16 protein-coding genes are annotated in these 24,729 nt (G+C 46.4%); 3 read left to right on the top strand and 13 right to left on the bottom strand.

Features of this window, described 5'->3' with window-relative positions:
* Window positions 1-112: 112 nt before the first annotated feature.
* From C558_RS0120525 to C558_RS0120495, 7 genes are all read right to left on the bottom strand, one after another.
* Window positions 113-1,630 carry a HEAT repeat domain-containing protein gene (locus tag C558_RS0120525; RefSeq protein WP_018758176.1) on the bottom strand — a complete coding sequence of 506 codons (1,518 nt, stop codon included), beginning with the start codon at window positions 1,628-1,630 and terminating at the stop codon, window positions 113-115.
* Between the two features lie 142 nt (window positions 1,631-1,772).
* On the bottom strand, window positions 1,773-2,609 hold the full coding sequence (locus tag C558_RS0120520) for a helix-turn-helix domain-containing protein (protein WP_018758175.1): 837 nt from the start codon (window positions 2,607-2,609) through the stop codon (window positions 1,773-1,775).
* Between the two features lie 216 nt (window positions 2,610-2,825).
* Window positions 2,826-4,193, bottom strand: coding sequence for an MATE family efflux transporter (locus tag C558_RS0120515; RefSeq protein ID WP_018758174.1), 1,368 nt, complete (start codon window positions 4,191-4,193; stop codon window positions 2,826-2,828).
* 136 nt (window positions 4,194-4,329) lie between these two features.
* Window positions 4,330-4,626, bottom strand: coding sequence for a DUF6509 family protein (locus tag C558_RS0120510; protein ID WP_018758173.1), 297 nt, complete (start codon window positions 4,624-4,626; stop codon window positions 4,330-4,332).
* Entirely contained in the window at window positions 4,623-6,557 is a 1,935-nt protein-coding gene (locus C558_RS0120505) for an ATP-dependent DNA helicase (RefSeq protein WP_026264041.1), read from the bottom strand. The genes C558_RS0120510 and C558_RS0120505 overlap by 4 nt, the downstream gene beginning before the upstream one ends.
* Before the next feature lie 87 nt (window positions 6,558-6,644).
* A complete protein-coding gene (locus C558_RS0120500) occupies window positions 6,645-7,739 on the bottom strand; it encodes a winged helix DNA-binding domain-containing protein (protein ID WP_018758171.1) in 1,095 nt (364 codons plus the stop codon).
* Window positions 7,740-7,755: 16 nt separating this feature from the next.
* A complete protein-coding gene (locus C558_RS0120495; protein WP_018758170.1) occupies window positions 7,756-9,468 on the bottom strand; it encodes a proline--tRNA ligase in 1,713 nt (570 codons plus the stop codon).
* 410 nt (window positions 9,469-9,878) lie between these two features.
* Between C558_RS0120495 and C558_RS0120490 the strand changes: the two genes are divergently transcribed.
* From C558_RS0120490 to C558_RS0120480, 3 genes are all read left to right on the top strand, one after another.
* A complete protein-coding gene (locus tag C558_RS0120490; RefSeq protein WP_018758169.1) occupies window positions 9,879-10,205 on the top strand; it encodes a PadR family transcriptional regulator in 327 nt (108 codons plus the stop codon).
* A gap of 1 nt (window position 10,206) precedes the next feature.
* The gene (locus C558_RS0120485) at window positions 10,207-10,944 is read left to right on the top strand and encodes a VanZ family protein (protein WP_018758168.1); all 738 of its coding nucleotides are present in this window, start codon (window positions 10,207-10,209) and stop codon (window positions 10,942-10,944) included.
* Between the two features lie 123 nt (window positions 10,945-11,067).
* Complete coding sequence (locus C558_RS0120480) at window positions 11,068-13,377, top strand: glycoside hydrolase (RefSeq protein WP_018758167.1); 2,310 nt, start codon at window positions 11,068-11,070, stop codon at window positions 13,375-13,377.
* Window positions 13,378-13,469: 92 nt separating this feature from the next.
* On the opposite strand, the gene C558_RS0120475 is transcribed toward C558_RS0120480, so the two are convergent.
* The 6 genes from C558_RS0120475 to C558_RS32715 form a co-directional block, all read right to left on the bottom strand.
* On the bottom strand, window positions 13,470-14,195 hold the full coding sequence (locus C558_RS0120475; RefSeq protein ID WP_040675551.1) for an endonuclease/exonuclease/phosphatase family protein: 726 nt from the start codon (window positions 14,193-14,195) through the stop codon (window positions 13,470-13,472).
* Window positions 14,196-14,337: 142 nt separating this feature from the next.
* Complete coding sequence (locus C558_RS0120470) at window positions 14,338-15,945, bottom strand: sensor domain-containing diguanylate cyclase (protein ID WP_018758165.1); 1,608 nt, start codon at window positions 15,943-15,945, stop codon at window positions 14,338-14,340.
* A gap of 83 nt (window positions 15,946-16,028) precedes the next feature.
* Window positions 16,029-17,138 (bottom strand): YheC/YheD family protein, encoded by a 1,110-nt coding sequence (locus C558_RS0120465; RefSeq protein WP_018758164.1) that lies wholly within the window; start codon window positions 17,136-17,138, stop codon window positions 16,029-16,031.
* A gap of 101 nt (window positions 17,139-17,239) precedes the next feature.
* The gene (locus tag C558_RS31525) at window positions 17,240-18,466 is read right to left on the bottom strand and encodes an MFS transporter (protein WP_018758163.1); all 1,227 of its coding nucleotides are present in this window, start codon (window positions 18,464-18,466) and stop codon (window positions 17,240-17,242) included.
* A gap of 200 nt (window positions 18,467-18,666) precedes the next feature.
* The gene (locus C558_RS0120455) at window positions 18,667-19,683 is read right to left on the bottom strand and encodes an S-layer homology domain-containing protein (RefSeq protein ID WP_018758162.1); all 1,017 of its coding nucleotides are present in this window, start codon (window positions 19,681-19,683) and stop codon (window positions 18,667-18,669) included.
* A 404-nt stretch (window positions 19,684-20,087) separates the two neighbouring features.
* A complete protein-coding gene (locus C558_RS32715) occupies window positions 20,088-24,626 on the bottom strand; it encodes an endo-alpha-N-acetylgalactosaminidase family protein (protein WP_018758160.1) in 4,539 nt (1,512 codons plus the stop codon).
* Window positions 24,627-24,729: the final 103 nt, after the last annotated feature.

Below are 24,729 nucleotides of genomic sequence, written 5' to 3'. Positions count from 1 at the left end.
GATACATTTATTTCCTACCTAGTGTGTCACAGGGCATCGCTTTTATGCTCATTGCCCACCAAATTGAACAAGAAAAAAGCCGGGCGAATGAATCGCTCCGGCATCCTGTTGTTTATGGATAGAATGTGCTCGCAGGTGTCGTGGAGGGGCACCAGCGTGCAATTTTGAGGAAATGGATCAGCGCACGTTCAGCCTTCTCCGTTCCTATATAGTACAACGCTTCTGCAGCATGCGCTCTGACATACCGATTCTCATCATCCAGCGCCTCGATAAGTGATGGCACGGCCTCCTCAGCCGATTTCCCTAATTTTGCAAGGGATAGACCTGTCATAAAGCGCACTTGCGTATCAGAATCTTTGAGGCAACGCGCTAGAGCTTGAACAATAATGTCATGCGGCTGTCCAATATTCCCTAATGCTTCAACCACACTAATGCGAACATTCGCGGACGGATGACGAAGCTGTCCTATCAAGAGTGGCACGCTGTCCGATGCAAGCTCTCGCAGTTCACCTAGAGCAAATATCGCACGAGTCACGGTCTCCTCACGATCACTGTCTAAAGCTTCGGTTAATCCTTCAACTGCACCCGCTCCAGCAACGGAAAGACCATAGGCAGCGGACAAAGATACGATACGATCCTCATGACGCAACCCTTCGAGCAGCGCTTGGATGCCATGATCTCCATACCGTGCTAAGGCATAAGCTGCATTCAATGCAACGGGTTCGTAAGCATCTTCCAACGCCTTTGCCAAAGCTGTCACCACTTCATCTGCCGAGCTATTGCTCCGTAGAAGCCCGAGCTGATCTGCTGCTGTAACCCGCTCCTCGTTCGAGCTGCTGTTCAATTGTTCGAGCAGATTGGACACTTCGCCTACCTGGGATGCAGCTGCTGATGCACTGCTTCCAACTTCACCACGCATCCAGTTCCAAGTCTCCTGCCAAATGCACTCATGCGTGTGAATCGGTGCCGAGAATGCTGCTGGTGTAACCCATTCAGGTTGTTGATGATCCCAGCTTGGTACGGTTGGACTCTGCGTACGCATAAATTCGAACTTCAGCATATAACGCTCTTTACCTAAGATGTTCGCCGTTGAACGATGCCAGATATCATAAGCAATCAGTGCAAAGGTACCAGCACCTCCACTCGCTTTTGCTTCAGATTCGCTCTCATCTTGCTCGAACACTCTCGTAGCGTAGTTCTGAGTTCCCGGCATGACGCCTGTAGGCCCCAGCTCTACTGGTGTATCTTGCGGGAAGTACATGATCATCGCCCACCATGGGTGGTGATTGCGAATACGTCCATAGCCGAAGTAACTGTCTTTGTGCCATCCGCCAGGTTGCGGCGAGTTATTGAAATGGCCGTGATGATGTGCATGAAGCATATAATCCGGTCCTAGTACACTCGTCAGGGCTCCCGTAATGATCGGATGATCGATCACTTTCTGTAACTCGCGAACACGAGGCAGCAGGTTATTACCGGGGTTTCCTTCATGGTTATACACGTAATTCAATTGCTCAAGCAACTGTTGGTGGAACTCGGACGAGAAATCCGTCTGAAGCAGTAAATACCCTTCTGTAATAAACTGTCTCATCTGTTCATCGGTTAATAATCGCGGTTCGTTCATGCTCATGTGTAGACCTCCTCATTTCTCCTGGTCAGGATTGGGACTCTTCGAAAAATCTACCCTTATTCTAAACATGAACGACATCGGATAACATAGCTAATGTTCACATGAATTTGCACAATATTAACCTATTTTTCGTCAAATCAATTCAAAACATTTTACGATAACCTGAGGGAGGAAGACCGGTATGTTTCTTGAATACCCGTGAGAAGAAGCATAGCTCCATACCTAGGGCCCGAGAGATTTCGGAGACCGAATCATCGGTTGCCGTTAGCATATATTTCGCCTTCTCCATCTTCATCTGGTGAACATACTGAATCGGCGTAACCCCCATCATTTCATTGAAATAGCGGATAAAATAATTCGGGTGGAAATGTACCAGTTCCGCCATCTCCTGCACGGTTATGTTCTGATCCAGATGCTGATCGATATACTTCAGGACAGTTTGGATTTTGTGCATCCGATGATTCGCATCATAATGCAATTGATGTTCATATTGACCTTGTAAGGACCCCTCGAGGAAGACGCTTACAATCTCCAGTAGGACAGAACGCTGCATAATGATCGCCGTGAAATCCTTACTCTCTTGATAATGAATCAACCGTTGGAACAGCTGTATAAGATGGTCGTGGTTCGACACATCGATAAAATGCGGCAGCTTGAGCAGCTTGAATAAGTCCATATCTCCGATTTGGGCGGTAAAATGACACCAATATTTACTGAACGTATTCTCGTTCACGACGCTATACGATTGCCGAATCCCTGCGGGCATAACGAATAATTGACCGGGCTTCGGGCGGTACGTAATCCCGTCTATCGTCAGTTGGCCTTCCCCTTCGAGTATATAGTAGAAGCGGTTAAAGTCAGGTACGTAGTTGATAGAGCGCCATCCGTGATCTACCTTCGTATGAGCTGCGACGGACAGATGAACTTGCACATTCGCAATCACATTGCGAAGTCGCGACAATTGTTTGGTTGATTTCACGATCCTCGCTCCCATGTCGAGGATTCGGTTATGATATAGCGACTCATTTACGCACCTCATGCTCTTCCACATCTCGCCTCACGCTACTGCTTCCGTTGCAGATCAACAGGTGACACTGCGTCTTTTCTATATTCCAGGTCGTCAATGGATTCATCTCCCTAAGCCATTATCATTCCTAAGAAGGCAGCAGTCATGATGACTCCTGCCTATATCAACCTATTGTTCAATTCGAACATTTTTGACTCGCACGCTGCGTTCAATGACACCAAGTCGCCAGAATAATGCAATCGCCCCGACAGCAAGACCCGTGATCAGGCCAACCCAGTATCCATAAGCCTCAAGTGTTGTCAGCTTCGCAAGCGCCATTCCGACGGGAAGGCCAATAACCCAATAGGATACTAGAGCAATCATAAATACACTATTCACATCCTTGTATCCACGCAGCGCTCCCTGAATAGGTGCTGCAATCGCATCCGATAGTTGGAAGAACAGAGCATAGACTAAGAAGGACTCCGTCATTGCAATCACGACCGGATCATGGGAATATAGCCCTGCAATTTTCACTCGGAAGATGACTAGGAACACGGCACATATCACAGCAAGCGATACAGCAGAGACCATTCCAATTCTTGCATATTGCTTGGCATCCTTGTACCGCTTCGCACCAACTTCATATCCGACAAGGATGGTTAGTGACATCGCAATGCTCAGTGGGAGCATATACAAGAGTGAAGCGAAATTAAGTGCGGATTGATGGGAAGCAATCGTAACCGTATCATAACCGCTCATAAGCAGCGTTACCATCGAGAATACGCCCACTTCTAGAAAAATCGATAATCCAATCGGCACGCCAATGCGAAGGATTTCTAGCCACTCAGCGAATCGAACGCGCTCCAACCGTGAGAATAAAGCCAGCTCTCGCATGGTAGCATTCCGTTTCACAAAGAATAGAGCAACGATCAAGAGGACAATATAAGTGATTGCGGTTGCTACGCCGGATCCAGCACCACCTAGTCGAGGAAAACCGAAATTACCGAAGATGAACAAGTAATTTAGCAGCACGTTCACCGGGAATGACAACAACGTAATAAACATGGTCACTCGAGTCATGCCGAGGCCATCGATGGTTGCACGGATAACGGTGTACACGAATAATGGGACAACCCCAATCCCAATCGCCTTGAGGAATGATTTCGCGACGCGATCCACTTCGAATTCCAAGTGCATCATGTTAATCAATGGGTCCACTGCAAAAATACCTAAGATGATTACAGCAACCCCGAAAACAACCGATAAATACGCAGCTTGTGTCACACTTGAGGCGATTCTAGATCGATTCCCTGCGCCCATATTCTGAGCAACAATGGGTGTTACCGCAAGGAATATCCCCGTCAACCCCGTATATACAGGCACCCAATAACTTACGGCGACGGCCACCCCAGCCAAATTTTCCTTATTGAAATTACCTGACATGACCGTATCGAAGAAACTCATACATTGCAGGGCAACCTGTGTTACTAGGATTGGAAGCAGAATCATAACGACCTGCTTCAATTTCTGATTCATTGTAAATGTCTGTATCATGATGTGCTGATCAACCTTTCTCTCTTTCTCCTTACCCAGTGTAATAGCTATATATCCAAAAAGAAACTAGTAATTAGAAAAAGCCTGAACCACGCAGGATTGCGGGCCCAGACTTTATCGTATTCATATCCTCTTCTTACTCTGACGATTCTCCATAATTCGCCTGACAGAAAGCATCGACCGCTGCGACCTCATCCTCTTCAAGGTCCATATCTAAATACTGTCCGGTCGTCTTCTCATAAAGCTCATATTTCACGATGCCTGTCCGGTTCTCTTCGACAACATAGATCACGCGAATGTAAAGACCGTTCTCAGACCACAGCTCGTCATCTTCAGGAACATCAATATCAAGCTTAAATTCATAGCGTGTTCCTGACAAAATCCCAAATGGATCCTTAATCAATTCCACTTCAAATGCTGTTATGTTAATCATACTTGTATCCCCTCTAATGGCTGTGGTAATAATACTTCGATTCTCGATCGGATCGATGCTTGGTGCAGCTCTTTGCCAAATATCGTCACGATCCCTCGATCATCCCTCGAGCGAATCAAACGTCCGATCCCCTGTCTCAGACGGAGCAGCATATATGGCATATCCACTTCTTCCATCGGATCCGCTGCATCCTTTATTCTCGCTGTAAATACAGGGTCATTCGGTGGGAATGGCAAGGACCAGATGATGACATGTGATAACGAGGGACCCGGGATATCCAATCCTTCCCAGAGCGTAACTGCGCAGAGTACACTCTGTTCATCACGTTGGAAGTCTGCAATCACATGACTAATCTCCGCAGATCCTTCATATAAGAATCGGTAACCGAGAAGCCCTGGTGTCTGCGTCTGCCTGTGTCTGAACGCCAGCAATTCCTCTTGCGATGGGAATAAGATCAATGCCCTTCCTTCCGATTGTTCAAGAAGTCGGCGGATTTGATCCATTTTATCTGCAGCAGGATCATCCAGTATCAGTTGACTTCGCATTTGATCTTCATAATCATAAGGCGAAGGCACGGAGAATGATAAAAACTCATGAATTCCAAGACTGTTCGCCATATAATCGAAGGATCCATCAACTGATAATGTTGCTGAGGAGAAAATAACAGGCATCTTCTTCGCAAATACACGTTCACTCAAAATTTCCTTCACGGTCTTCGGCATAATAATGAGCGTGATCCCGTCTTCATCCTTCGTGACCCAAGTAATCAGTTGGTTCGGTTGTTCGAATAGCGCAAGTGCAATTTGGATCATCTCCAGATGCTCTTCGACAATCTTTAGCTGATAATCATCGAGGGAGAACATGCCGCTCTCGAACACCAACTCTTCTTCAATGACGGCTATGCGATCACGGAATCGTTTCACTTCCTGCATCAACGTATCTGTTAGCAAGATTTCTCGCCGGTCCGAAGCTGGAACCTGACGACTATTACGATCGATCATGTCGAATAATAACTCGCTCTGCATAATCGCTTCTTCTACCGCTACCGCTAGAGATTCTCTGACTTCGCCCTCCAGCAATCTTACGACAAGACTTTCAAATAAATTATGTTTCAACTTGTACGTGAGCGCATTCTGCGCAGCCGTCTCCAAGAGATGTCCCTCATCAAAAACAACGGAACTATGCTCCGGAAGGAGCGGCAGTTGCCCTTCACGCTTCCTTGCTTCATATGTCCATACATGTTCCATATAGAAATCATGGGAGCAAATAATGAGATCCGTCGATTTTCGATAATGATCTCTAGATAATGTCTGACCGCATCGATGACGCTGATGGCAGACGAGACAGTCTTGGAACACATCCCAGCCTATTCTCCCCCATTGCTCATCCGATAGATGCGGAAATTCCTTCCGATTGCCGTATGGGTGGAACGCTTGCATCGTGTCCGGGAAATGAACAAAATCCGGCAGATCTTGATAAATCATTTGGTAGCTCTCTGCATCCTCAAATCCTGACTTGGCTTCATCGAGTTTATTCAGACAAATATATTGTGTCGGGGATTTACTCAATCTCGCATCGATCGTGAGGTCCAAATAGCGAGCAAGCTTGGCGATATCTCCTTCCGGTTTGACCAATTGTTCGATTAAGGACTCATCAGCACATGCAATAACTGCAGGTTTCCGCGTATATCTCGCGTAACTGATCGCATAGAGCAGGTAGACGAGCGTCTTGCCGGTTCCAACACCCGCTTCAGCGAAAATCGTCTGTTTCTCACTATAGGCCCGTTCCAGCTGAAACGCCATATAGATCTGTTCGTCCCGGATTTCAAAGCCGGCTTCCGGTAAAATCTCATAGAATACATCCGCGATCCAATCACCAGCTTGTTTCATGAAAGACTCTCCGGGGTTAAATGCAAATGGGTACGTAGTCAATCGAATTTTGCCTCCAAATCATTAAGAAAAATACTTCACAAAAAACACATCCTACTACTATACACTAAAAATACCGATCTGTGTGCTTCAAATCCCTTGTATTTCCCGGAAAGTCGTACCCGGCGCTGTGAAAGACAGCAGCCTTGTCCCTTCCTCCATCAATGCTTGTCGTATATCCTGTTCCAGCGGAGCAAAAGGTTCAATCGTTAATACCGTTTGTTTCTTCTTGTTCTCAATTTTCCATAACCCTTGGACGAACCCGTCAATCAGTATAGTCGACCGAATGATACCATTATCGGTAAATACACGGGTACGATATTCATCAGCCATGATCCGACTTCGATCCGCGTAAGATAGCAGCATATTATCGAACTCACCTAGGAATCGAACGGACGCTTGCGTATCCGCTGGCGGACGAGGTGCTTCTGGTAAATCATAGAGAATATGTCCTTCTTCATTTTGGAACGTCAGCAGCTGAGGCAATAGACGATCTACGGCCTCACGAAGCTTCGTTAACCCGCTCCATGTCTGCATATCCTGCACCGTTGCCGGGCCGAAGGCAGCAAGGTATCTCAGAATCATTGCATCAGGAGTCGCGGTGGCAGTGAGCGATTGACCTAGCCATGCTTCAACTGTCGTATGCGTCGCACTCCCGCTCTTCCCCCAGAGACCCCGCGGCGGAATTTGGACAAGCGGAACCTTATTCCGAACGGCATTGGCTAGCGCAGCAGCATCATGGTCAGGCCACTGCAACTGTAGGAGCTTGCCTAATTCAGCGAATGTTCTTGGATGTTCTTCGACCAACATTCGGCCAGTCTCGGCAATCCCATCGAGATCAACTCCCCGTAACTGTCGCCCATAAGAGCCCTGAAGACCGCGATCCATCACAGGTTGAAGTATAGGTCTAAAAGTGAGACAATCTTGATTGGTCACAAGGTGAATCGTGGATCGCATCAGACTCATGCGTACGACACGTCGAGACAAGATTAATGCCGATAAATCATCTGGTTGAAAATCTCGAAGTCGTGACCACAATCCGAAATAGGGTGGATTGGGCACCTGTGATTGCATACCTGCTAAATGTTCAATCGCATTGTAGACTGGCATATCAGCACGCTGTAATAATAGCTGGCGCGCGAGCAATGCGCGGTTTAATGCTCGTCGATATAACATTTGAACCATGGATTACCTCCTCTTCCTATGAATTCATTCGCACGATAACTTCTTCGATTGTCAGCACTTCGGTATCCTTCCTGCTGCGCTGCTTCAGTTCAATCTTTCCTTCGGCTGCTTGCTTTCCGACAACAATACGATACGGTATCCCAATCAAGTCCGAGTCTTTGAATTTAATGCCTGGTCGTTCCTCGCGATCATCGAGCAGCACTGCGACACCGTTAGCTCGCAAACGTTGATATAAGGACTCCGTCACTTCCGCTTGACTGGGATCCTGCAATGACACTGGAATAAGGTGTACATGAAATGGAGCAATCGCTTCCGGCCAACATATCCCATGATCATCATGCTGTTGTTCAACGACGGCAGACAATATTCTCGACACGCCAATCCCATAACACCCCATAACCATCGTTTGTTCGCGTCCGGATGCATCTAAGAAAGCTGCTCTCATCTTCTCGCTATATCGTGTTCCAAGCTTAAAGACTTGCCCGACTTCAATACCACGGCTGAACTGCAATCTACCTTGATCACAATGCGGACATGCATCTCCTTCAACAACATTCCGCAAATCCAATACGGTATTCATGTCAAAATCACGCCCTGGTCGTACATGTCGGATGTGATAATCTTGTTCATTCCCTCCCACAATAGCCTCTTCCATCCGTGCTACAGCATGATCAACATAGACCGGTACGGCAAGACCGAGTGGTCCCGCGAATCCGACTGGCGCCCCAGTGATACGTTCAACGGTAGCTGCATCGGCCAATTCAAGTTGTTCGACGCCAAGCGCATTCATAAGCTTGATTTCATTGACCTCATGATCACCGCGTACCAACGCAGCAATGACATGATCGCCTATACGATATATTAACGTCTTGATCAGGTGCTTCGGGTTGAGATTCAGCAGCTGCACTAATTGGTCGATCGTATGAATGCTAGGGGTATAGATTCGCTCAGGCATATCGAGAATCCGAGTATTATTAATATTATTATTTCCCGTCTGTTCAATTGAGAATCTAGCCACCGCTTTCTCCAAATTCGCCGCATATTCACAACAATCACAAGACACTATTGTATCTTCTCCAATGTCCGCCAGTGCCATGAACTCATGCGTACCGCCATCTCCGCCAATCGCGCCTGCATCAGCTTCTACCGCTCTGACATGAAGGCCGAGACGGTTGAAGATCCGATGATAGGCTTGAGACATGATTTGATAGGACCGATCGAGACCTGCCATGTCTGTATCGAAAGAGTATGCGTCTTTCATCAGAAATTCCCGACCACGCAGCAATCCGAATCGAGGTCTTCGTTCATCCCGAAATTTCGTCTGAATCTGATACACGATAAGAGGCAGCTTACGATACGTGTTGATCTCATTGCGTACGATGGTGGTGACGACCTCCTCATGGGTAGGACCAAGAGCGAATTCACGCTGATGACGATCGTGAAGACGGATGAGTTCAGGTCCATAGATTGAATACCGTCCAGATTCCTTCCAGAGCTCCGTTGGCTGCATCGAAGGCATGAGCATTTCTTGAGCACCTACTATGTCTAACTCCTCGCGAATAATGTTCTCAATATTCCGCAGCACCCTCCTTCCTAACGGCAAATAACTATAGATTCCTGCAGCTAACGTGCGAATCATGCCTGCTCGAAGCAACAGCTGATGACTGATCGCATCTGCGTCCGATGGTGCCTCTCGCAGGGTAGGTGAGAATAATTGACTTTGACGCATCGTATACTCCTCCTCTTTCTCTGTATGACAAAAAGACACATTCGTCAGGGACGAATGTGTCGTGGTACCACCCTTATTTCATCATCACACGGCGTATGATGATTCTTCGTCGATATAACGGTCGAACCCGGTATTGGTATAGTTGTCAAACTGGATAAGCCACAATCACCAATACAGCTCACAAGACAGGGGCATTCATTCGTAGCTAGAAACCTTGCAGCCAAGGGGTCTCCTCTCTGACGCGACGAAAGGCTGAATACCATGATTCTCGGTCAACACTGTTCAATATTAACGACAAATCTACAATATCGCTGAGCTATTGTCAAGAAGAATATGGAAAGCCAATTACCTTGTAATACGATATACTATGTGATATTCTGTTAATCACGAAGTAGAAAGGAGTGAATATCGTGAACAAAGAACTACTAAAAGGCAGTATTGATCTTATCCTACTGAACCTCATCGCTCAGAAGGATCAATATGGCTATGAGCTTTCCAAAAAAATTCGATTGCTTAGTAATGATGTCTATGAAATCGGAGAAGGCACACTCTATCCAGCCCTTAAGCGTTTAGAGTCCCAAAAAGCCGTCGAATCCTACTGGGGAGAATCGATTGAAGGCGGACGCCGTAAATATTACCGAATTACGAACGAGGGAACCAAAATCTTGCAAGCGAAAATGAAAGATTGGCAAACGCTGACGCGCCTCGTGACCCTAACGCATGAAGGGAGCGAGTAGCATGGATTTTGAACAATATACATCACAGATCGTTCAAGGCTTGCCTTGTTCCAAGCGTGAGAAGAAAGATATGCAGGACGAGCTCAAGGATCATTTAACCGAACTACATATGGACCTGATCGAAGAAGGCTGCGACGAGCACACGGCTTCAGCTATGGCCATCGAACGATTCGGGAAGCCGCAGTTCATCCGCAATCAGCTATGTCATGCTCTCCCGCTCGTGGACAAGTATTTGCGTAAATGGATTCTAGCGCTTTTCATTCTCTATACCTCCCTCCTCAGCTACGTCATGCTCCTATCGAGTGACCGCTGGGCACGTCGGGCGTTTACAATCGAATGGAAACGTAAAATGCTTGAGTATGGACATACGCAGAGTATGCACTTATACGAGAATACAGTCCCTTTTCACACCTTGCGTGATTATATCGTGAATCATCATCGCTATACCTTTACAACGATCTTCTTGAATTTGTTCGGCAATATCGGGGTTTTCATCCCGTTTGGTCTATTATTACCCTTGCTCTTCCCTTACTTCCGGTCAATTCATCGCATCTTTCTTGCTTCATTTACCGGATGTGTTCTCATCGAGATGCTGCAATATGCATTCACCTTAGGCAGCTTCGATGTGGATGACCTGATATTGAACTTAATTGGCGGTATGATGGGATTCGGATGCTATAAAGTGATACATGCCTTGGTCAATCAATACAAACATGCAAAGTTCCAAATTCATGAATAAGCACGTTACACGTTGCCCCTTGCCATGAAGAAATGATCTCATCACTTCATCAAGGGTTTTCATTTCATTAAGTACATCGTAATACGATCTATATTGTGATATATATTCCAAAGGAGTTCCATCATGAAACATACCATGTCTATACTACTAACTTTAGTACTTATTTTATCCGTCGGAATTACAGGCTGTTCAAGTCCTGCTGCTCCAACTGCTGTACCCAAACCGATTGTTGTGAATCCTGCTTCTCCATTTACGTATGATGTTGTGCCCGAGACGTTCCAAATCTCTGTTACAAAAGACGGCAAGACAGAGATCGCGTCCGAGCCTCAACCCATACGTAAAGTCTCAAATGTTCAACGTGTGGGCGATAAAATATCATGGACATATCCTGACGATGGCCTACAGGTTCAGTTAACACGGGCAAAAGACGCGCTTGAAGTTCAAATGACGTCGACCGCAGCGAAGTCCATCACATGGCCAACGTTAAGCGGAGACAGTTATATGATACCTTGGGGGGAAGGGAAATGGATTCCTAGTCATGATCAGCACTGGAGAGCATTCCTGGCGGACGAGAGTCTGTCCTTCAATGAATCTTTCTCCATGCGTTTCATGACGGTGAACAAGAGCCAATATGCAATCATGTATGTTCTCGACAATCCTTATAACAATACAGTAGATTTCACGGTCGACCCACGGATCACGATCTCGATGACGCATGATTTTCCCTCTATTAATCCGGATAAATCGTATAATTTCCGTATTTATGTAACCGATAATGATCCCGTTGCAATCGCCGGTATTTATAAAAATGAACTGGTCGCACAAGGAAAATTCACGACACTCCAGCAGAAAGCTGCGAACAATCCGAATATCGAGAAGCTCTATGGCGCACCGCATATTTATATGTGGAATAAATCTCTCCTCTCCGAGGAGGATATCCTTTGGCCGAAGTTGAAATCGAAACTCGATAAGCCATTTCTCGATTGGATCACTTCGCATTTACCACGTGCAAGTGATGAAGGGAAAGAGCAAGCAGCCCAGTTCCGTGCTGTCATGAAGCAGGATTATTATGATAAATATCAGAAAAATAGCATGATCGGCGGGTTTAACGCGCTACTCCAATCCAAGGATTTCTACCAGCCGGAAATATTCAAATCCCTGGATCAGGCAACCGAAGCATTGATCGCCCAAGGAATCGACAAGCTGAATCCCGTACAATTATTCGAATTGAACAAACGTCTGCTGAAGGCTAAACTCGGCGATGCCGTCGTCGAAGTCGATCACTGGAATGAGAAGAATACCGTTCAATTACTACAGCAGTTCCAGCAAGCCGGTATGACAAAAGCTTGGCTCGGTCTGTCCGACTGGACTGCTGCTTATATGAATCCTGAATTCGTTAAGAAAGCGGCGGAGCTCGGCTATCTGATTGGGCCCTATGACTCCTATCATTCCATTCATCAAGAGAAGACTGGCGATTGGGAGACAGCTTTCTTCCCAGATGCAAGTCTCTACGCAGATGGTACCATTACGAAGGCAAATGGGGAGAAAAAGACAGGATTTCTGAAGAAAGGCCGTCTGCTCAACCCGACCTTGTCACTGCCAAGTGTCAAGCAGCGGATGCAAGAAATAATGGGCACCGGTGTAGCCTTTAATTCCTGGTTCATCGACGTAGATGCCGCGGGTGATTTCAATGATGATTACACACCAGGCCATGAGACAACAGAAGCGCAAGATATGCAGGCTAAGCTTGATCGTATGGCGTATATCCGTGACGAGCAGCATATGGTGATCGGTTCGGAGACAGGGAATGATTATGCGAGCCAGACGATTGCATTCGCACATGGTATGGAGGCGCCTGTGATCAAATGGGGCGATGCCGACATGCGGACGAACAAACAAAGTCCTTATTATATCGGCGGCTATTGGGGACCGCCCGGACAAATCCCGGAACGTTACAACAAACAAGTTCCAGTTAAGGAACTCTATGATCATATCTATATTGACCCTACGTATTCCCTTCCACTCTTCAAATTGGTGTATAACGATTCCGTGATTACCACAGCGCACTGGGAGTGGGGTTCCTTCAAAATTAAGGGTGAAGTCGGTACAAGAATGCTGAAAGAACTCCTCTATAATGTCCCTCCGCTCTATCATATGAATGAGCGTGCTTGGAACATCAACAAGCAGCGTATCACGGATTATTTGAAGGTGTGGTCCCCTTTCCATGCGGAAGCTGTCCAGAAATCGATGACAGATTTCAAGATCCTGTCTGAAGATAGGCTCGTTCAACAGGCTTCATATGGCGATCAGTTACAAGTTACCGCGAACTTCTCAGATCACAAAGTGAAAGTTGGTAGCGAGACCATTCCTGCACGAGCAGCACTCATCATTCGACATGGCGAGCGTACATGGTTCCAGGCGCCGCAAGAGTAATTGGAAAAATAGAAGGACATCTCGTTCACGAATGAACGGATGTCCTTCTTCATGTATCCCTAATCATAAACGCTAGGGCTGGCACGTTGTTGCTAATATCTAATCCAGTCCAGCACAGCAAGGACCGGGCGATGATCCGATGCGATGTCTTCCTTCATCAAGATCGGCTCTCCCACTTGCCACTGATCCTTCGCCCCAACCATGATGTAATCAATTTTACCATCTTCTGCATTCGTCCAGTCCGTAATGCTCGCCGTGGCATCTGTCCACACGGCTGACATCAGCTTCATCGTATCCGATCCAGGTATTGCATTTAGATCCCCTGCGAGAACATAAGGTGTCTCCTTGCTGTGCAGCTCAATAATTGCTGCCGCTTGCTTAGCTTGAATCTGCTTCGGATTCCACTCCAGATGGACAGCGGAGAACGTTAACGGCGGAAGCTCTTCCCCTAAATCCAACTTCACAGATAAGAGTATTCGCTGCTCTCCATGCTTAACATTCGGCAAGTACGTCTTCTGTTCAGCGATTACGGGGAACCGAGATAATACCGCAACACCGTACTCCCCGCCCAGCAAATCAATGGCTTTGCCGAATACCCCTGTCATTCCCATTCGCCGAGCAAGTTCAGCAGTCTGGTCCACGTCATCACTGCGCGGTACATATTTGTCGACTTCTTGCAGCGCAATAATGTCCGGTTGCAGAGACTGCATGACATTCGCTATTCGCTGTAAATCTACAACCCCATCCATGCCTTCTCCATGATGAATGTTGTATGTCAGCACACGCAGCCTTACAGACGTCTGTTCCTTCCTGTTCATCGTCATCCTCTCATCGCACATCCTCTCCACCATGACGTTGCATCTTCTTCCCTCAAGATATCACAAATCCGATCGAAAAAGGCATGAACCTCAAGAAAATATCTTCTTGTAGCTCACACCTTTTTGTCTTGCGTTATGCGTTTCATTTCGAGGACATGATGTCTTCCATGTTGCGATACATGACGACCCGATTTCTCCCTGCATGCTTGGCCGCATATAACGCTTCATCCGCCTTCTTCAATAAGCGTTCCATCGTATCTTCAGAACCCTCTGCATTCGAGGAAATGCCGATGGACAGCGTCACTGGACGTCCGATCGGACTTATTGATGTTTCCATTCTTTCTCGTATCCGCTCTGCTACTATGTATGCTTCCTGTTCTGTCGTATCCGGCATAAGGATCGTGAACTCCTCACCGCCATACCGACAACAAAAGTCTTGGTCCCGCTTCTCTTCCATCATCACTTGCGCAAGAAATTTAAGTACTTCATCGCCAAGTTGATGACCATACGTATCATTAACCGATTTGAACCGATCCAAATCCAGCATGGCAAAAGCATAGGATATCCCCTGCTCTTCCCAGAGTGACGTGATAGCCATCATTGTTCTTCGGTTTGTTAAACCTGTCAGCGGATCCGTCATTGCTTCTTGTGACAGCTCATCGGTCTTCTGCTTCATCCGATCGAAGGCGATTGCAATCGTCCTCGTAAGCTCGTTCGTCTCATAATTCCAACTCGGTTGAAGCGGGATAGAGGTTAAACTCTCATCCCCTTGCGAGAGACGTGATGCGGCATTCGCGAGCTGATACAAGGGCTTGGACAAGCGACGGGCAAGCCAGATCGACAACAATAATAGAACGATCAAGTACGGCATCGAGAAAACGAGCATATTCTTAATGAGCTTGTTGCTGCGCGCTTGAATATAACTCTCTGGTGTTTGCGATACAATCCCCCAGCCGACTTCATCAACCTTCGCAAATCCTGCCAGATACCGAACACCTTTGATATTTGTCACTAATTGCTGTCCACTAACCCCATGGATTAGATTCTGTACAACAGGATTCTGATCTACTTTCTCCGCAATACGCGATGAATCCGGATGATAGATTAATCGGCCCGAAGAATCAACGACATAATAATACGATCCATTCTTATTTTTATTTTGGGTACCTAGAATGTTCTGAAAAATATTCGGCTGTTGCAAGTAGATCGAACCCGCAACAAATCCTTTGTAAACACCCTTCGAATCATAGATCGGGTGGCTAACGAGCACGATCAGCCTCTTTGTAATGGCCAGAAACGGCTCTGAAATAAGAGGGGTACGACGTTCGAGCGCCTCCTTCGCCGCTTGCGAGCTAAGCTTCTGGCCGATTAAGGACAGGTGGCTCGGTGAAGTCGATACGATCGTCCCCCCAGCATCCACGACCACAATTGAATTAAAATAATGGTTGGTATCCATAAAGAAATCAAGCTGTGACAGGACATTCGAATCGGTTAGAGGTACATCCGCGAAATAATCTGCCGTCACTTTAATGCTCTTCTTCATCGATACCATCAGAGATTGTGTCATCTTACTTAGATCTGTCGCGTTGATTTTGTTAAATTCTATCGTGTTGTTATATAACGAGATGCGCTCCGCTTGATAACCGACAATCGTATTGATAATAATTGTAACGAAGACGGAGATGAGTACAACAATTGAAATGATTGCCGATAATTTTAAGCCTTTACGTGGCTGCTTGTTTGGTTCCATATCGCTCCTTTATTGAATGGTTGATCGCCTATTACAAATTTTGTCGAATCGATGGTAGAATCTAGTGCATTCTTCCTAAAAGTCTATTGTAGCACTTTCTTTTTCGATTGTTCAAGATTTGGTAATTTCAATCTGGAGCTCTTTTTCTTCAATAGCAGAAATTTGGCGTACCGCAGCGGCGTTTCATACGTACGATAGAACGTCTTCTTCATATTTGCTTTCCGGAACGAATACCGTTGGTCCCTGCAGTTCATTTCAATCAATTTTACTTGCCCGAACTCATCAATCCCAATATCTAGTCCCACGTCAGCCAAAAGCGGCAGCTTGGTGCTTAGGAATTTAACCATCTGAAGGGAAGACTTCTCTACCGTACGCTTCATAATCACTGGATGGAAGCCGCTCCCGCGGAACAATACCTGTGTGCGTTTCACCTTCCCGCCTTTGGCGACATTGGTGACATGGCTTCCCTTCGCAGCGACCTTCCCTACGATACCGGTAATTTGCCACCTCCCATCTCCCCCTCGTTGGACGGAGACGCGTAGATCATAGACATTCCCCTCATGTTTGGCCAATTGAATCGCTTCTTGAATCATATATTTCTGTCGGCCAACCTTCTTCTTAATCCAGGCGATTGCTCTGTCCTCATTTAACAGATACTTTTCTCTCTTCTTCCAGGTCAAGATCCATAATCCGTTCATGTCTTTCTGAATCTTGATGATGCCTTCCCCCACACTGCTGCTCGTCGGTTTAATATAGAGTGCATTATGTTTTACCATCGCTTTACGAAGTTGTGCAAGTGTGAATTTCACAGACCACGGTAGGAAACGCCGCATGCGCTTTTCCTTATACATGAGCTGATAGATATGCAATTTATCAAACCGATTAACGCGATTAAAAATGGTACTGCGTGCAGCCAGCGTCGCCATAAGTTGCTTACTCGATTTCGAAAAAGCCATCGCGCGATTATGCGTCACACTCGGGATAGGACGTCTAACAAGATGAAATTTAGGATGTCTATAGATTAATCCGACAACAACATTGTTCCGAATTGGCCTTAGTGACATAAAGAGGGGCGTAATGCCAAGTTCTTGACCCGCTTTCTGATATAAGGCAATGCGTTCACTGCCTGTTTTCCCGCTTCGTATCCCCGCATATGTCTTCGGATCGAGGAGAACACCAACGATTGCACCCATCTACTCACCACCATCTATTAATCATATGTCACTCACAGCGTATGCATGGCCCATTCGGATTAACACGGTGGAAGCCTACGACACAGAATTAATGGCACCCATCACGCTTCAGAATCTTGAACAACTTGAGGGACCTCCACTGCATCCTGTACATGTTTACGGTATAGAGGCAATAGAACCAACATCCCAATGAAGAACAAACAGCCACTTATCAGATAGACAGTCGATAACGATAGCGCGCTTTTGAGCATCCCGGCTATCGACATCCCGATCACCATCATCCCCATAAAGAGCGGTGTCATGACGCCACCGACACGGCCGATAAACGCACCTTCGGTGTTCTTAATCATCAACGTGTTGATGCCGATCATAATGAACGGATAGAAAAAGCCTCCTAACACTTGACAGCTCATAGACAGCGGTACGCTAACGGAGAATCCAAGTCCAATTGTTGTGAATGTACTGACCGCTAGACCCAAAGTTAACAAGGTCTGTGGTTTTATTTTCTTCGCGATTCCCATCACGACAGCTCCACCCACGAGCATTGCTGCACCATTGGCCATCATCATCCACTTCAATTGACCCTTATCCAGTCCTAAATTCTCCATCGTGACGAAGATCAGCATCGGTTGAACTAATCCCGCCGCGAAGCCAGAGAACACAAATGCGCCACCAAGCGCTCGAAGCTCTCGTTTTCGCCATACATAATGAAGCCCATCCTTCAAATCCTGCATAAAATGGGTCTTTTGCTCCTGACGGACATCTTCAGCATCCTTCGGTAACCAAGAGAGAATCCAACCTGCACCTAAGAACAGCACGGCGGTGATCGCTAGGGCCACTTCCAACCCATATTGTTGATAAATAAATGTCCCTACCATCGGTCCAATCACGACAAATACCGCCGTAAGCGTCTGGTAGATCCCCATTACCGCTTGCAGCTGCTCTTCCGGTACATGCTGCTTATAGAGCTTCATCGCGGACGGTTGCGAGAATTGCGACAAGATCGAAGAGATTAATGTCGCGAAAAATAATGCATGCCATGCCCCATACAGAATGACCAACAAGACCGTAATAATCGATAGTGCAGATAACATATCACTACCGATCATGGTCCTTCGTGGCTTGGATCGATCGGCAAAAGTGCCCCCAATGATCGCAAAAATGAAAATGGGCGCATATTCAACCACCGAGATTAGCGAAACATATAGTGGATCGTTATGCGTCATATCTGTCACATACAACAAAATTGCAAAGTTCCTTACCCAGATGCCAAGGTGAATCAGCACACGGGACGAGATGATCGTCCGGACATACGGATTTTTAAACATCGAACTTCCTTCTCCCTTCAACACCGTATTTGATTTATAGACACTTACTATTTATGTCTATATATATAATGGATATATTATCATTACGTTTACTTTAACGTCAAACATTATTTTATTCCGTCTATTTTGAATATACAAAAAATCTCCAGAGCCTAAGCCCTGGAGATTGATCATTATTCTTTATTTACTTGTGGTTCCACTTATTTAGAGTCTAACATGCGCAGTACAATGACGGTTGCTTCTGCACGCGTTGCCCCGGCTTTTGGAACGAACTTATTACCTTCACGACCTTTGATGATCGACTTATCCACTGCCGCTTCAACCCATCCTATTGCCCAAGCTGGAATGACATCCTTATCCGCGAAATTCAGCTTATCGCCTGTTCCCTGAGTGAGCTTCAATCCACGTGCTGCCATCGCTGCAATTTCAGTACGTGATATTGTACTATTCGCACGGAATGTGTTGTCATCATAGCCTGTAATGATGCCTGCTTTGACTGCTTTAGCCACTTGCGGCTGTGCCCAATTCGGAATCTTGAGCAGGTCGTTGAATTGGAGTGCATCGCCATCTGGCAAATTCAATGCACGCGCTAGAATGGCAGCAAATTCAGCTCGGGAGATTGGCGCATCCGGCTTGAACGTGCCGTCAGGATATCCATCGACGATGCCCTTCTCAACGGCTTCAAGGATTTGATCCTTCGCCCAATGATTCTGGATATCTGTCAGCGTAGGCGCACTTGCTTTACCCGAAGCCTTGAACGAAGCCGAACTGTTAACAGTTACAGTAGCCGACGTGAGATTATGATCGACGGTCTTCATCGCCGTCCAAGTCACTTTCGCATCGCCCTCTTTTTTAACTTTGAACGAAATGGTGCCGATATCGAAATCCCCATCCTGCCCATTGACCTTCCCAATTTTCGTATGTGCGATCGTAATCTCCGTATCTTTCTTGATTGGCGATACAGAGAATCCCTCCATTTTGGACTTCGCGGTTACGACTTCCAATTGATTCGGGTCATAAGTAAATTTAGCTTCATAGGCATACAGGTCTTTAATTCCTTTTCCGCTCAAGGTTAGTGAGACCGTCTCACCTACTTTGGCCTGCTTCTGATCTGCTGTTAAAGAGAACGCAGGTCCCGTAGCTGCGAATGCTGTATTCAATACAAGCGGCAGACATAAGATGCCGGCAAGTAGCGTGGATAGTAATTTCGTTTTCATAGGATCGTCCCTTCGAATTTCAGTATATTTTTAGTATGGGTATATAATTCATGATTTAACGCATGCCTTAAAATTCGAGTCATCCCTCCCCTATCTTCTAATCTAGTAACGTTTTCAAAATTATTAACGAAATTAATGTTACTATTTGTATCTAAATTACCGCGAGCCATCACATTTTGCAAGTCTTTCGACATAACTTCTAATAATCTTATAAAATTCATCATAGAACTGTTAATGTATTGTAAAGACGCGGTTTCGACCCCTTTTTTCGACAAATAATAATTCATAGTCTTATAGATCTAGGTCTAACGAATGAGATTATTTCGATACCCAAAAATGATCCATTATGTATCATTGTGAGTTCAAAAAATAGCAGCCCTAGATTTCTCTTGGGCTGCTATGTGTTAATGAATAATTTTTTGGGCAATAGCAGCCAAATCACTGATGTCAATGACACCATTGTTGTCAAAGTCAGCCAACTGCACCTTACTCCAGTTCGGACTTGTCTTCGTGGCACCATAGTTCGCAGCTGCGATAGCCAAGTCACCAATCGTCACTTTACCGTCACCATTCAAGTCGCCTGTCGCAACTGGCGGTTGCTCCTTCGACACTTGTACCGTTGCGCTTGCATTGCCGATTGTCACTTCAGTTCCAGCAGCATCCGAAATGATGGCCTTCGTGATCGCAATAACGCTGTTCACAGCTTCTGTAACTTGCTTCGCTTTGAACGTGAGCTCGAGGACATCCTTGGTTCCTGTTACGGCATTCCCTGGCCCTTCGCTTGCAACGATGAAGCGCAGCTTGCCATCCGGTAATGTCTTCTTATCAATGATACTTATGCCTGTAATCAGCGATTTTGCATGCAAGAATTCCAACGTTGCCGGATCGAAATCGACAGACAAATCCTGTGCATATACACCCTGCGTCACGCTGCTTAGACCGACTTGAGCTTTGAACTCTTTGCCAGCGTATGCCGAAGCTGGTGCTGCGATCGAGCCCGATGGCGCTGCCGTTGTGGAGACCGTTATTTTGCTAACGCCTTTGAATTTACCTTCCTCTGTCGTCACCGTAATGTCAGCCGTTCCCAGCTTCTTCGCTGTGACGACTGCTTTTCCGTTCGTTACGGCGACGGATGCCACAGATTCATCGCTGCTCGACCATGTGACATTCTTATTCGTCGCGTTGCTCGGCTCTACCGCTGCATTCAATTCAACAGTCTGACCCACCGTGAGTGTTGCATCGGCTTTATCCACCTTCACACCCGTTACTGCCGTTTGTGTGGTCTCATCGACCACACGAATCGTATCTAGTACCATGGTTCCTGTTAATTCCGTACCTGCATCTGATGTGAAGTTCTTGTTAATCGCCAGATAGATATCCTCCGCATTCGCTGTCTCGAATCTCAGATCTACTGTTCCCTTGCCTGCATCCAGTTTCTGTGATGCCAAGTCCTTCACCGTTCCTCCAACGTTTCCGCGAACGGATACGGTATACATATCTTTCACTTCAGCGTTGTAGGCCATGGTAAGATGATATTTCTTTCCTGGCATGAGACGTAATGTCTGAGGTAGCGTACGCAGCACTTCACCTGTACTCTCCTCATTGGTCTTGAGCGATGTTTTACCGTCAATGACATAAGACTTGATCTGGCCATCGAGCTTCTCGACAAGATGCGTCCGTACAGGGCTGTTCTTCGAATATACGAATGGACCATATCCTTCATCGATATTCTCAAAATCCTCGTAATAGAATGCGCCGCCATCATGCTCATCCGTCTTCGTCGGATTCTCCCAGACGCGAACGTCATCGAATTGGACAACCGCAGAGCCCGGGTCTACATTCAGCGCGAGTGTCGCTGTCGTACCAACCGCGTCGAAATTCACTTTCAGCCGCTCAAAATTCGTATTCAAATATTTGTGCTGCTGTGCCCAAAACTTCACGTTGGTGTTATCCAAGTAATTACTATTCTCTTCTTCTCCTTGCTTGACGCTGATAGTTGTGCGGCGTTCGCCGTTCACCTTCACCCAGACGGAGGCACTGTACGTCTTCCCTGGCGTTAATCCAGTAAGCTCTTGCGTCACCGAAGCATCCTGAGGTCCTGCGACTTGCAGCTTATCGTCCGCATTCCCATCCTTCACAATCGTAACGTGGTCGGTATTCCCGCCAGTCGAAGATTTCTGCCACTTCGTAAAGCCTTGGCTGTCAAAGCCGACATCCTTCGCAGCGCCATTGCCGCCCCAATTCATATCTAACGCAGCTGGCGCTTCGGTCTTGTAGAGAACATAACCAATTTTTTTGTCCGCCGTGATCGTCACTTTGCCACCCACAACAGGAACATCGGCAATGAACTCCCGCCCTAAATCAGAGAGCTTATAGAGCTTCACACTGTTAAGTTCGCTCCAGGAGTTAGGAAGATCCCAAGTCGTTGCGCCGCCCGCCGGATTCCAGTGATAGATTTTATCTTCTTTCACCGGATCCCATGGGATGAATATCGTGCTATCGCTAATTTCACTGCTATACGTCATGATGGCAACATCCTTGCCGTCCTTCATTAAATGCACTTTGCTATCTTGCTTTACGGCAGCGATTACGTTATCCGTGAAAAACACCCAACCACCAACGTCCCTACTTATAATCTGGAAATGCTGCATATATTTCGTAGGCAGATTGTGTTGGAAGAACGCTTCTGTCGTCTTCTTGTAATCATAGAACTCTGGGTTATTCTGCCAATAACCAACTCCAACTTGCTTGTTCCCCTTCAAAACAGGATCGCTTATGAAGCCATCCATCGTGTCATTACGCAAGAAGCGCATAATCTTACTGGAGTTGCCTTGGTTCGGATAGCCTGGATCTGTTCCCCAATGCACCCAGGATACTTGTTCATTGAATGGACCTGCGAACTCTGTACCTAGCATCCAGCCATTGTCTTTCGCGTACTTCGCCAGTTGCGCGGCATTCCAGCCAAGGCCGGAATAGACATCGACATAGAGGAAGTCCAGGTTATCTCCGGTATCGGCTTTCAGCATATCCAGACGGCGTTTCAGCTCTCCCGACTCGATATCCTTCGTCTTATCCACGTAATAGGCTTGATCCAACCATCCCCATCCTCCGCTGAGGGGTTGAACCAAGTTCTCCATTTTCGTTTCTTTGGCATCCAACATGTATTCGGTCGCGTTAATGTGCACGCCGCCCTTGATGTTATACTTCTTACCTTCTTCAAGAATATAGTTGAAATCCTTCGCTCCACCCTGACGAATCCCAATGTGACCGCCATAATCCGGATGGGAATCGTCATGACCTTCCGCTTGATATCCTTTATGTAACACAATTTGACCAAATCCATCCGTTAAATTCGAGATTTTCTTCGCATCATCAAATGCCCGCATGAACGGATTGGTATTCGTTGATCCAAGGTTAATTGCAATGTATGATATATTATCCCGTATCAAATCACTTCGGTACGGTGCAGGTGCATTCGCACGATACGCAATCGCTCCATCTTGCCAGTTAATGATACCGTCATTGTTCGCATTCCCCGTAATAATGACTTTTGACCATGGCAGCTCTTCTGGGCCAAATCCAGGCGCAAGACTTCCCCGATACGTCCATGCCCCGTTCCACAGCGCAGCCTTCTTCACACTGTTCGTCCCTGTAGAGACTTTCACACGAAGTTTATCGTCACCATTAATGACATTGTTCACGATCGTTCCTGCAAGATAACCATTGTTCAAGAAAGCGTAAGTCCGACTTCCCCCACCATCTGCTGTATTCTTATTCTTTAAGTCTTTAAACTCTTCATTAATGGTGTTCCATTGCGAGGTGACCTGAACTGAAGTCTCATCGGCCTTTGGCTCTGTAGATACGACGGACACAAGATCATGATTTGGTAGTTCGATGGTTCGAACCTTAGTCGTACCATTCTCGGCTATGCGAGTTACACGGAAGTTTAGAATGTTATCCTTCACTTCAAGTTCAACATCCATATCCACGTTCTGATCTGGAAAGTTCAAGGTATAGGTTGCGGACTCCCCTTTTGTCGAAGTAGCTGCATGCTTCGCGTAATTTGTAGCGATTGGGAAGGAAGACACGCCGTTAATTTTCACTTCATTCGAACCATTGATCTGGCCTTGTATCATCCTGTTTGTTGGTTTCCATGTATATTGCTTAACCCTAGGGAATTCTTTATCAATCTCAGCTGTTAGTAGGTTGGAGGCGAGCGTATCCGTTATCGTAATGGGTCTAGTATTTGAGCTGCCGGATTCTTTCTCCACCAATTTGATATCATCAATGTTGATGGTCTTATTCGCGAACCAGCTTCGAATGCCTATCTTACCTGGAGCCATTGGAATATCCGAAAGTGTGGTATTCAGCACTTCCTGTCCATCCAGCCACAATTGAACGCTATCATCGATATATTTCACCTTGAACGTATATTGTTTATTGGCTTCAAATACAGGATTCGAGACCGACTCAATTCCGCCGTAGGTCTCTGTCCCGTTCTTGAGGAAATCCCAGCCCCAATTATTATTATCATAATGAATAAGTGCATAGTTATTGGCATCGACATAGCGAATAAGTAGCCCAATCCGGGATGGAACATCTTTGAATTTCATCTTGATCTCATACTCACCATTCTTAATGACAGGTGAATCGGTATCCACGAGGACTGTAGATCCAACCGTCTCCGCCTTCAACGTTCCATTATCCGCCGTGAGTGTTGCTTCTCCTTTTGCCACCTTCCAACTGGATACATTGCCGTCATTAAAATCCTTCGTGTAGCTTGCTAACGCCGCTGCTGCTGTGGCAGAAATGCTCGACGTTACGGCACTCGTCGTCCCATCGGCGAATACGAGCGTCGCTGGTACCCCCATTTGCACACTCATCAATAGAGCGATCGCTGCGCTAGTCTGTTGAATAGCTTTTTTCTTTTTCTTTTTCTTCATTGGTTATATAATCCTCCCATTTCAAGTCATGTTCTTACGCTCATAAGAGCGATCTTACATAGTCCGAAATTGCAAGCACAAAGACACGGCATTGTCTCATCGT

The sequence above is a fragment of the Paenibacillus terrigena DSM 21567 genome (genome assembly GCF_000374845.1).
Taxonomy (GTDB): Bacteria; Bacillota; Bacilli; order Paenibacillales; family Paenibacillaceae; genus Paenibacillus_K; species Paenibacillus_K terrigena.
The sequence above is the reverse complement of the archived record's forward strand: the minus strand, read 5'-3'. Positions and strand labels throughout refer to the sequence as shown.

What these genes read in the sequence shown, in the direction of transcription:
- C558_RS0120485 (WP_018758168.1), top strand. Translation starts at nt 10,207, where the DNA reads ATGGATTTTGAACAATATACATCACAGATCGTTCAAGGCTTGCCTTGT.
- C558_RS0120480 (WP_018758167.1), top strand. Translation starts at nt 11,068, where the DNA reads ATGAAACATACCATGTCTATACTACTAACTTTAGTACTTATTTTATCC.
- C558_RS0120465 (WP_018758164.1), bottom strand. Translation starts at nt 17,138, where the DNA reads ATGGGTGCAATCGTTGGTGTTCTCCTCGATCCGAAGACATATGCGGGG.
- C558_RS0120455 (WP_018758162.1), bottom strand. Translation starts at nt 19,683, where the DNA reads ATGAAAACGAAATTACTATCCACGCTACTTGCCGGCATCTTATGTCTG.
- C558_RS0120475 (WP_040675551.1), bottom strand. Translation starts at nt 14,195, where the DNA reads ATGAACAGGAAGGAACAGACGTCTGTAAGGCTGCGTGTGCTGACATAC.
- C558_RS0120525 (WP_018758176.1), bottom strand. Translation starts at nt 1,630, where the DNA reads ATGAGCATGAACGAACCGCGATTATTAACCGATGAACAGATGAGACAG.
- C558_RS0120515 (WP_018758174.1), bottom strand. Translation starts at nt 4,193, where the DNA reads ATGATACAGACATTTACAATGAATCAGAAATTGAAGCAGGTCGTTATG.
- C558_RS0120495 (WP_018758170.1), bottom strand. Translation starts at nt 9,468, where the DNA reads ATGCGTCAAAGTCAATTATTCTCACCTACCCTGCGAGAGGCACCATCG.
- C558_RS32715 (WP_018758160.1), bottom strand. Translation starts at nt 24,626, where the DNA reads ATGAAGAAAAAGAAAAAGAAAAAAGCTATTCAACAGACTAGCGCAGCG.
- C558_RS0120500 (WP_018758171.1), bottom strand. Translation starts at nt 7,739, where the DNA reads ATGGTTCAAATGTTATATCGACGAGCATTAAACCGCGCATTGCTCGCG.
- C558_RS31525 (WP_018758163.1), bottom strand. Translation starts at nt 18,466, where the DNA reads ATGTTTAAAAATCCGTATGTCCGGACGATCATCTCGTCCCGTGTGCTG.
- C558_RS0120470 (WP_018758165.1), bottom strand. Translation starts at nt 15,945, where the DNA reads ATGGAACCAAACAAGCAGCCACGTAAAGGCTTAAAATTATCGGCAATC.
- C558_RS0120510 (WP_018758173.1), bottom strand. Translation starts at nt 4,626, where the DNA reads ATGATTAACATAACAGCATTTGAAGTGGAATTGATTAAGGATCCATTT.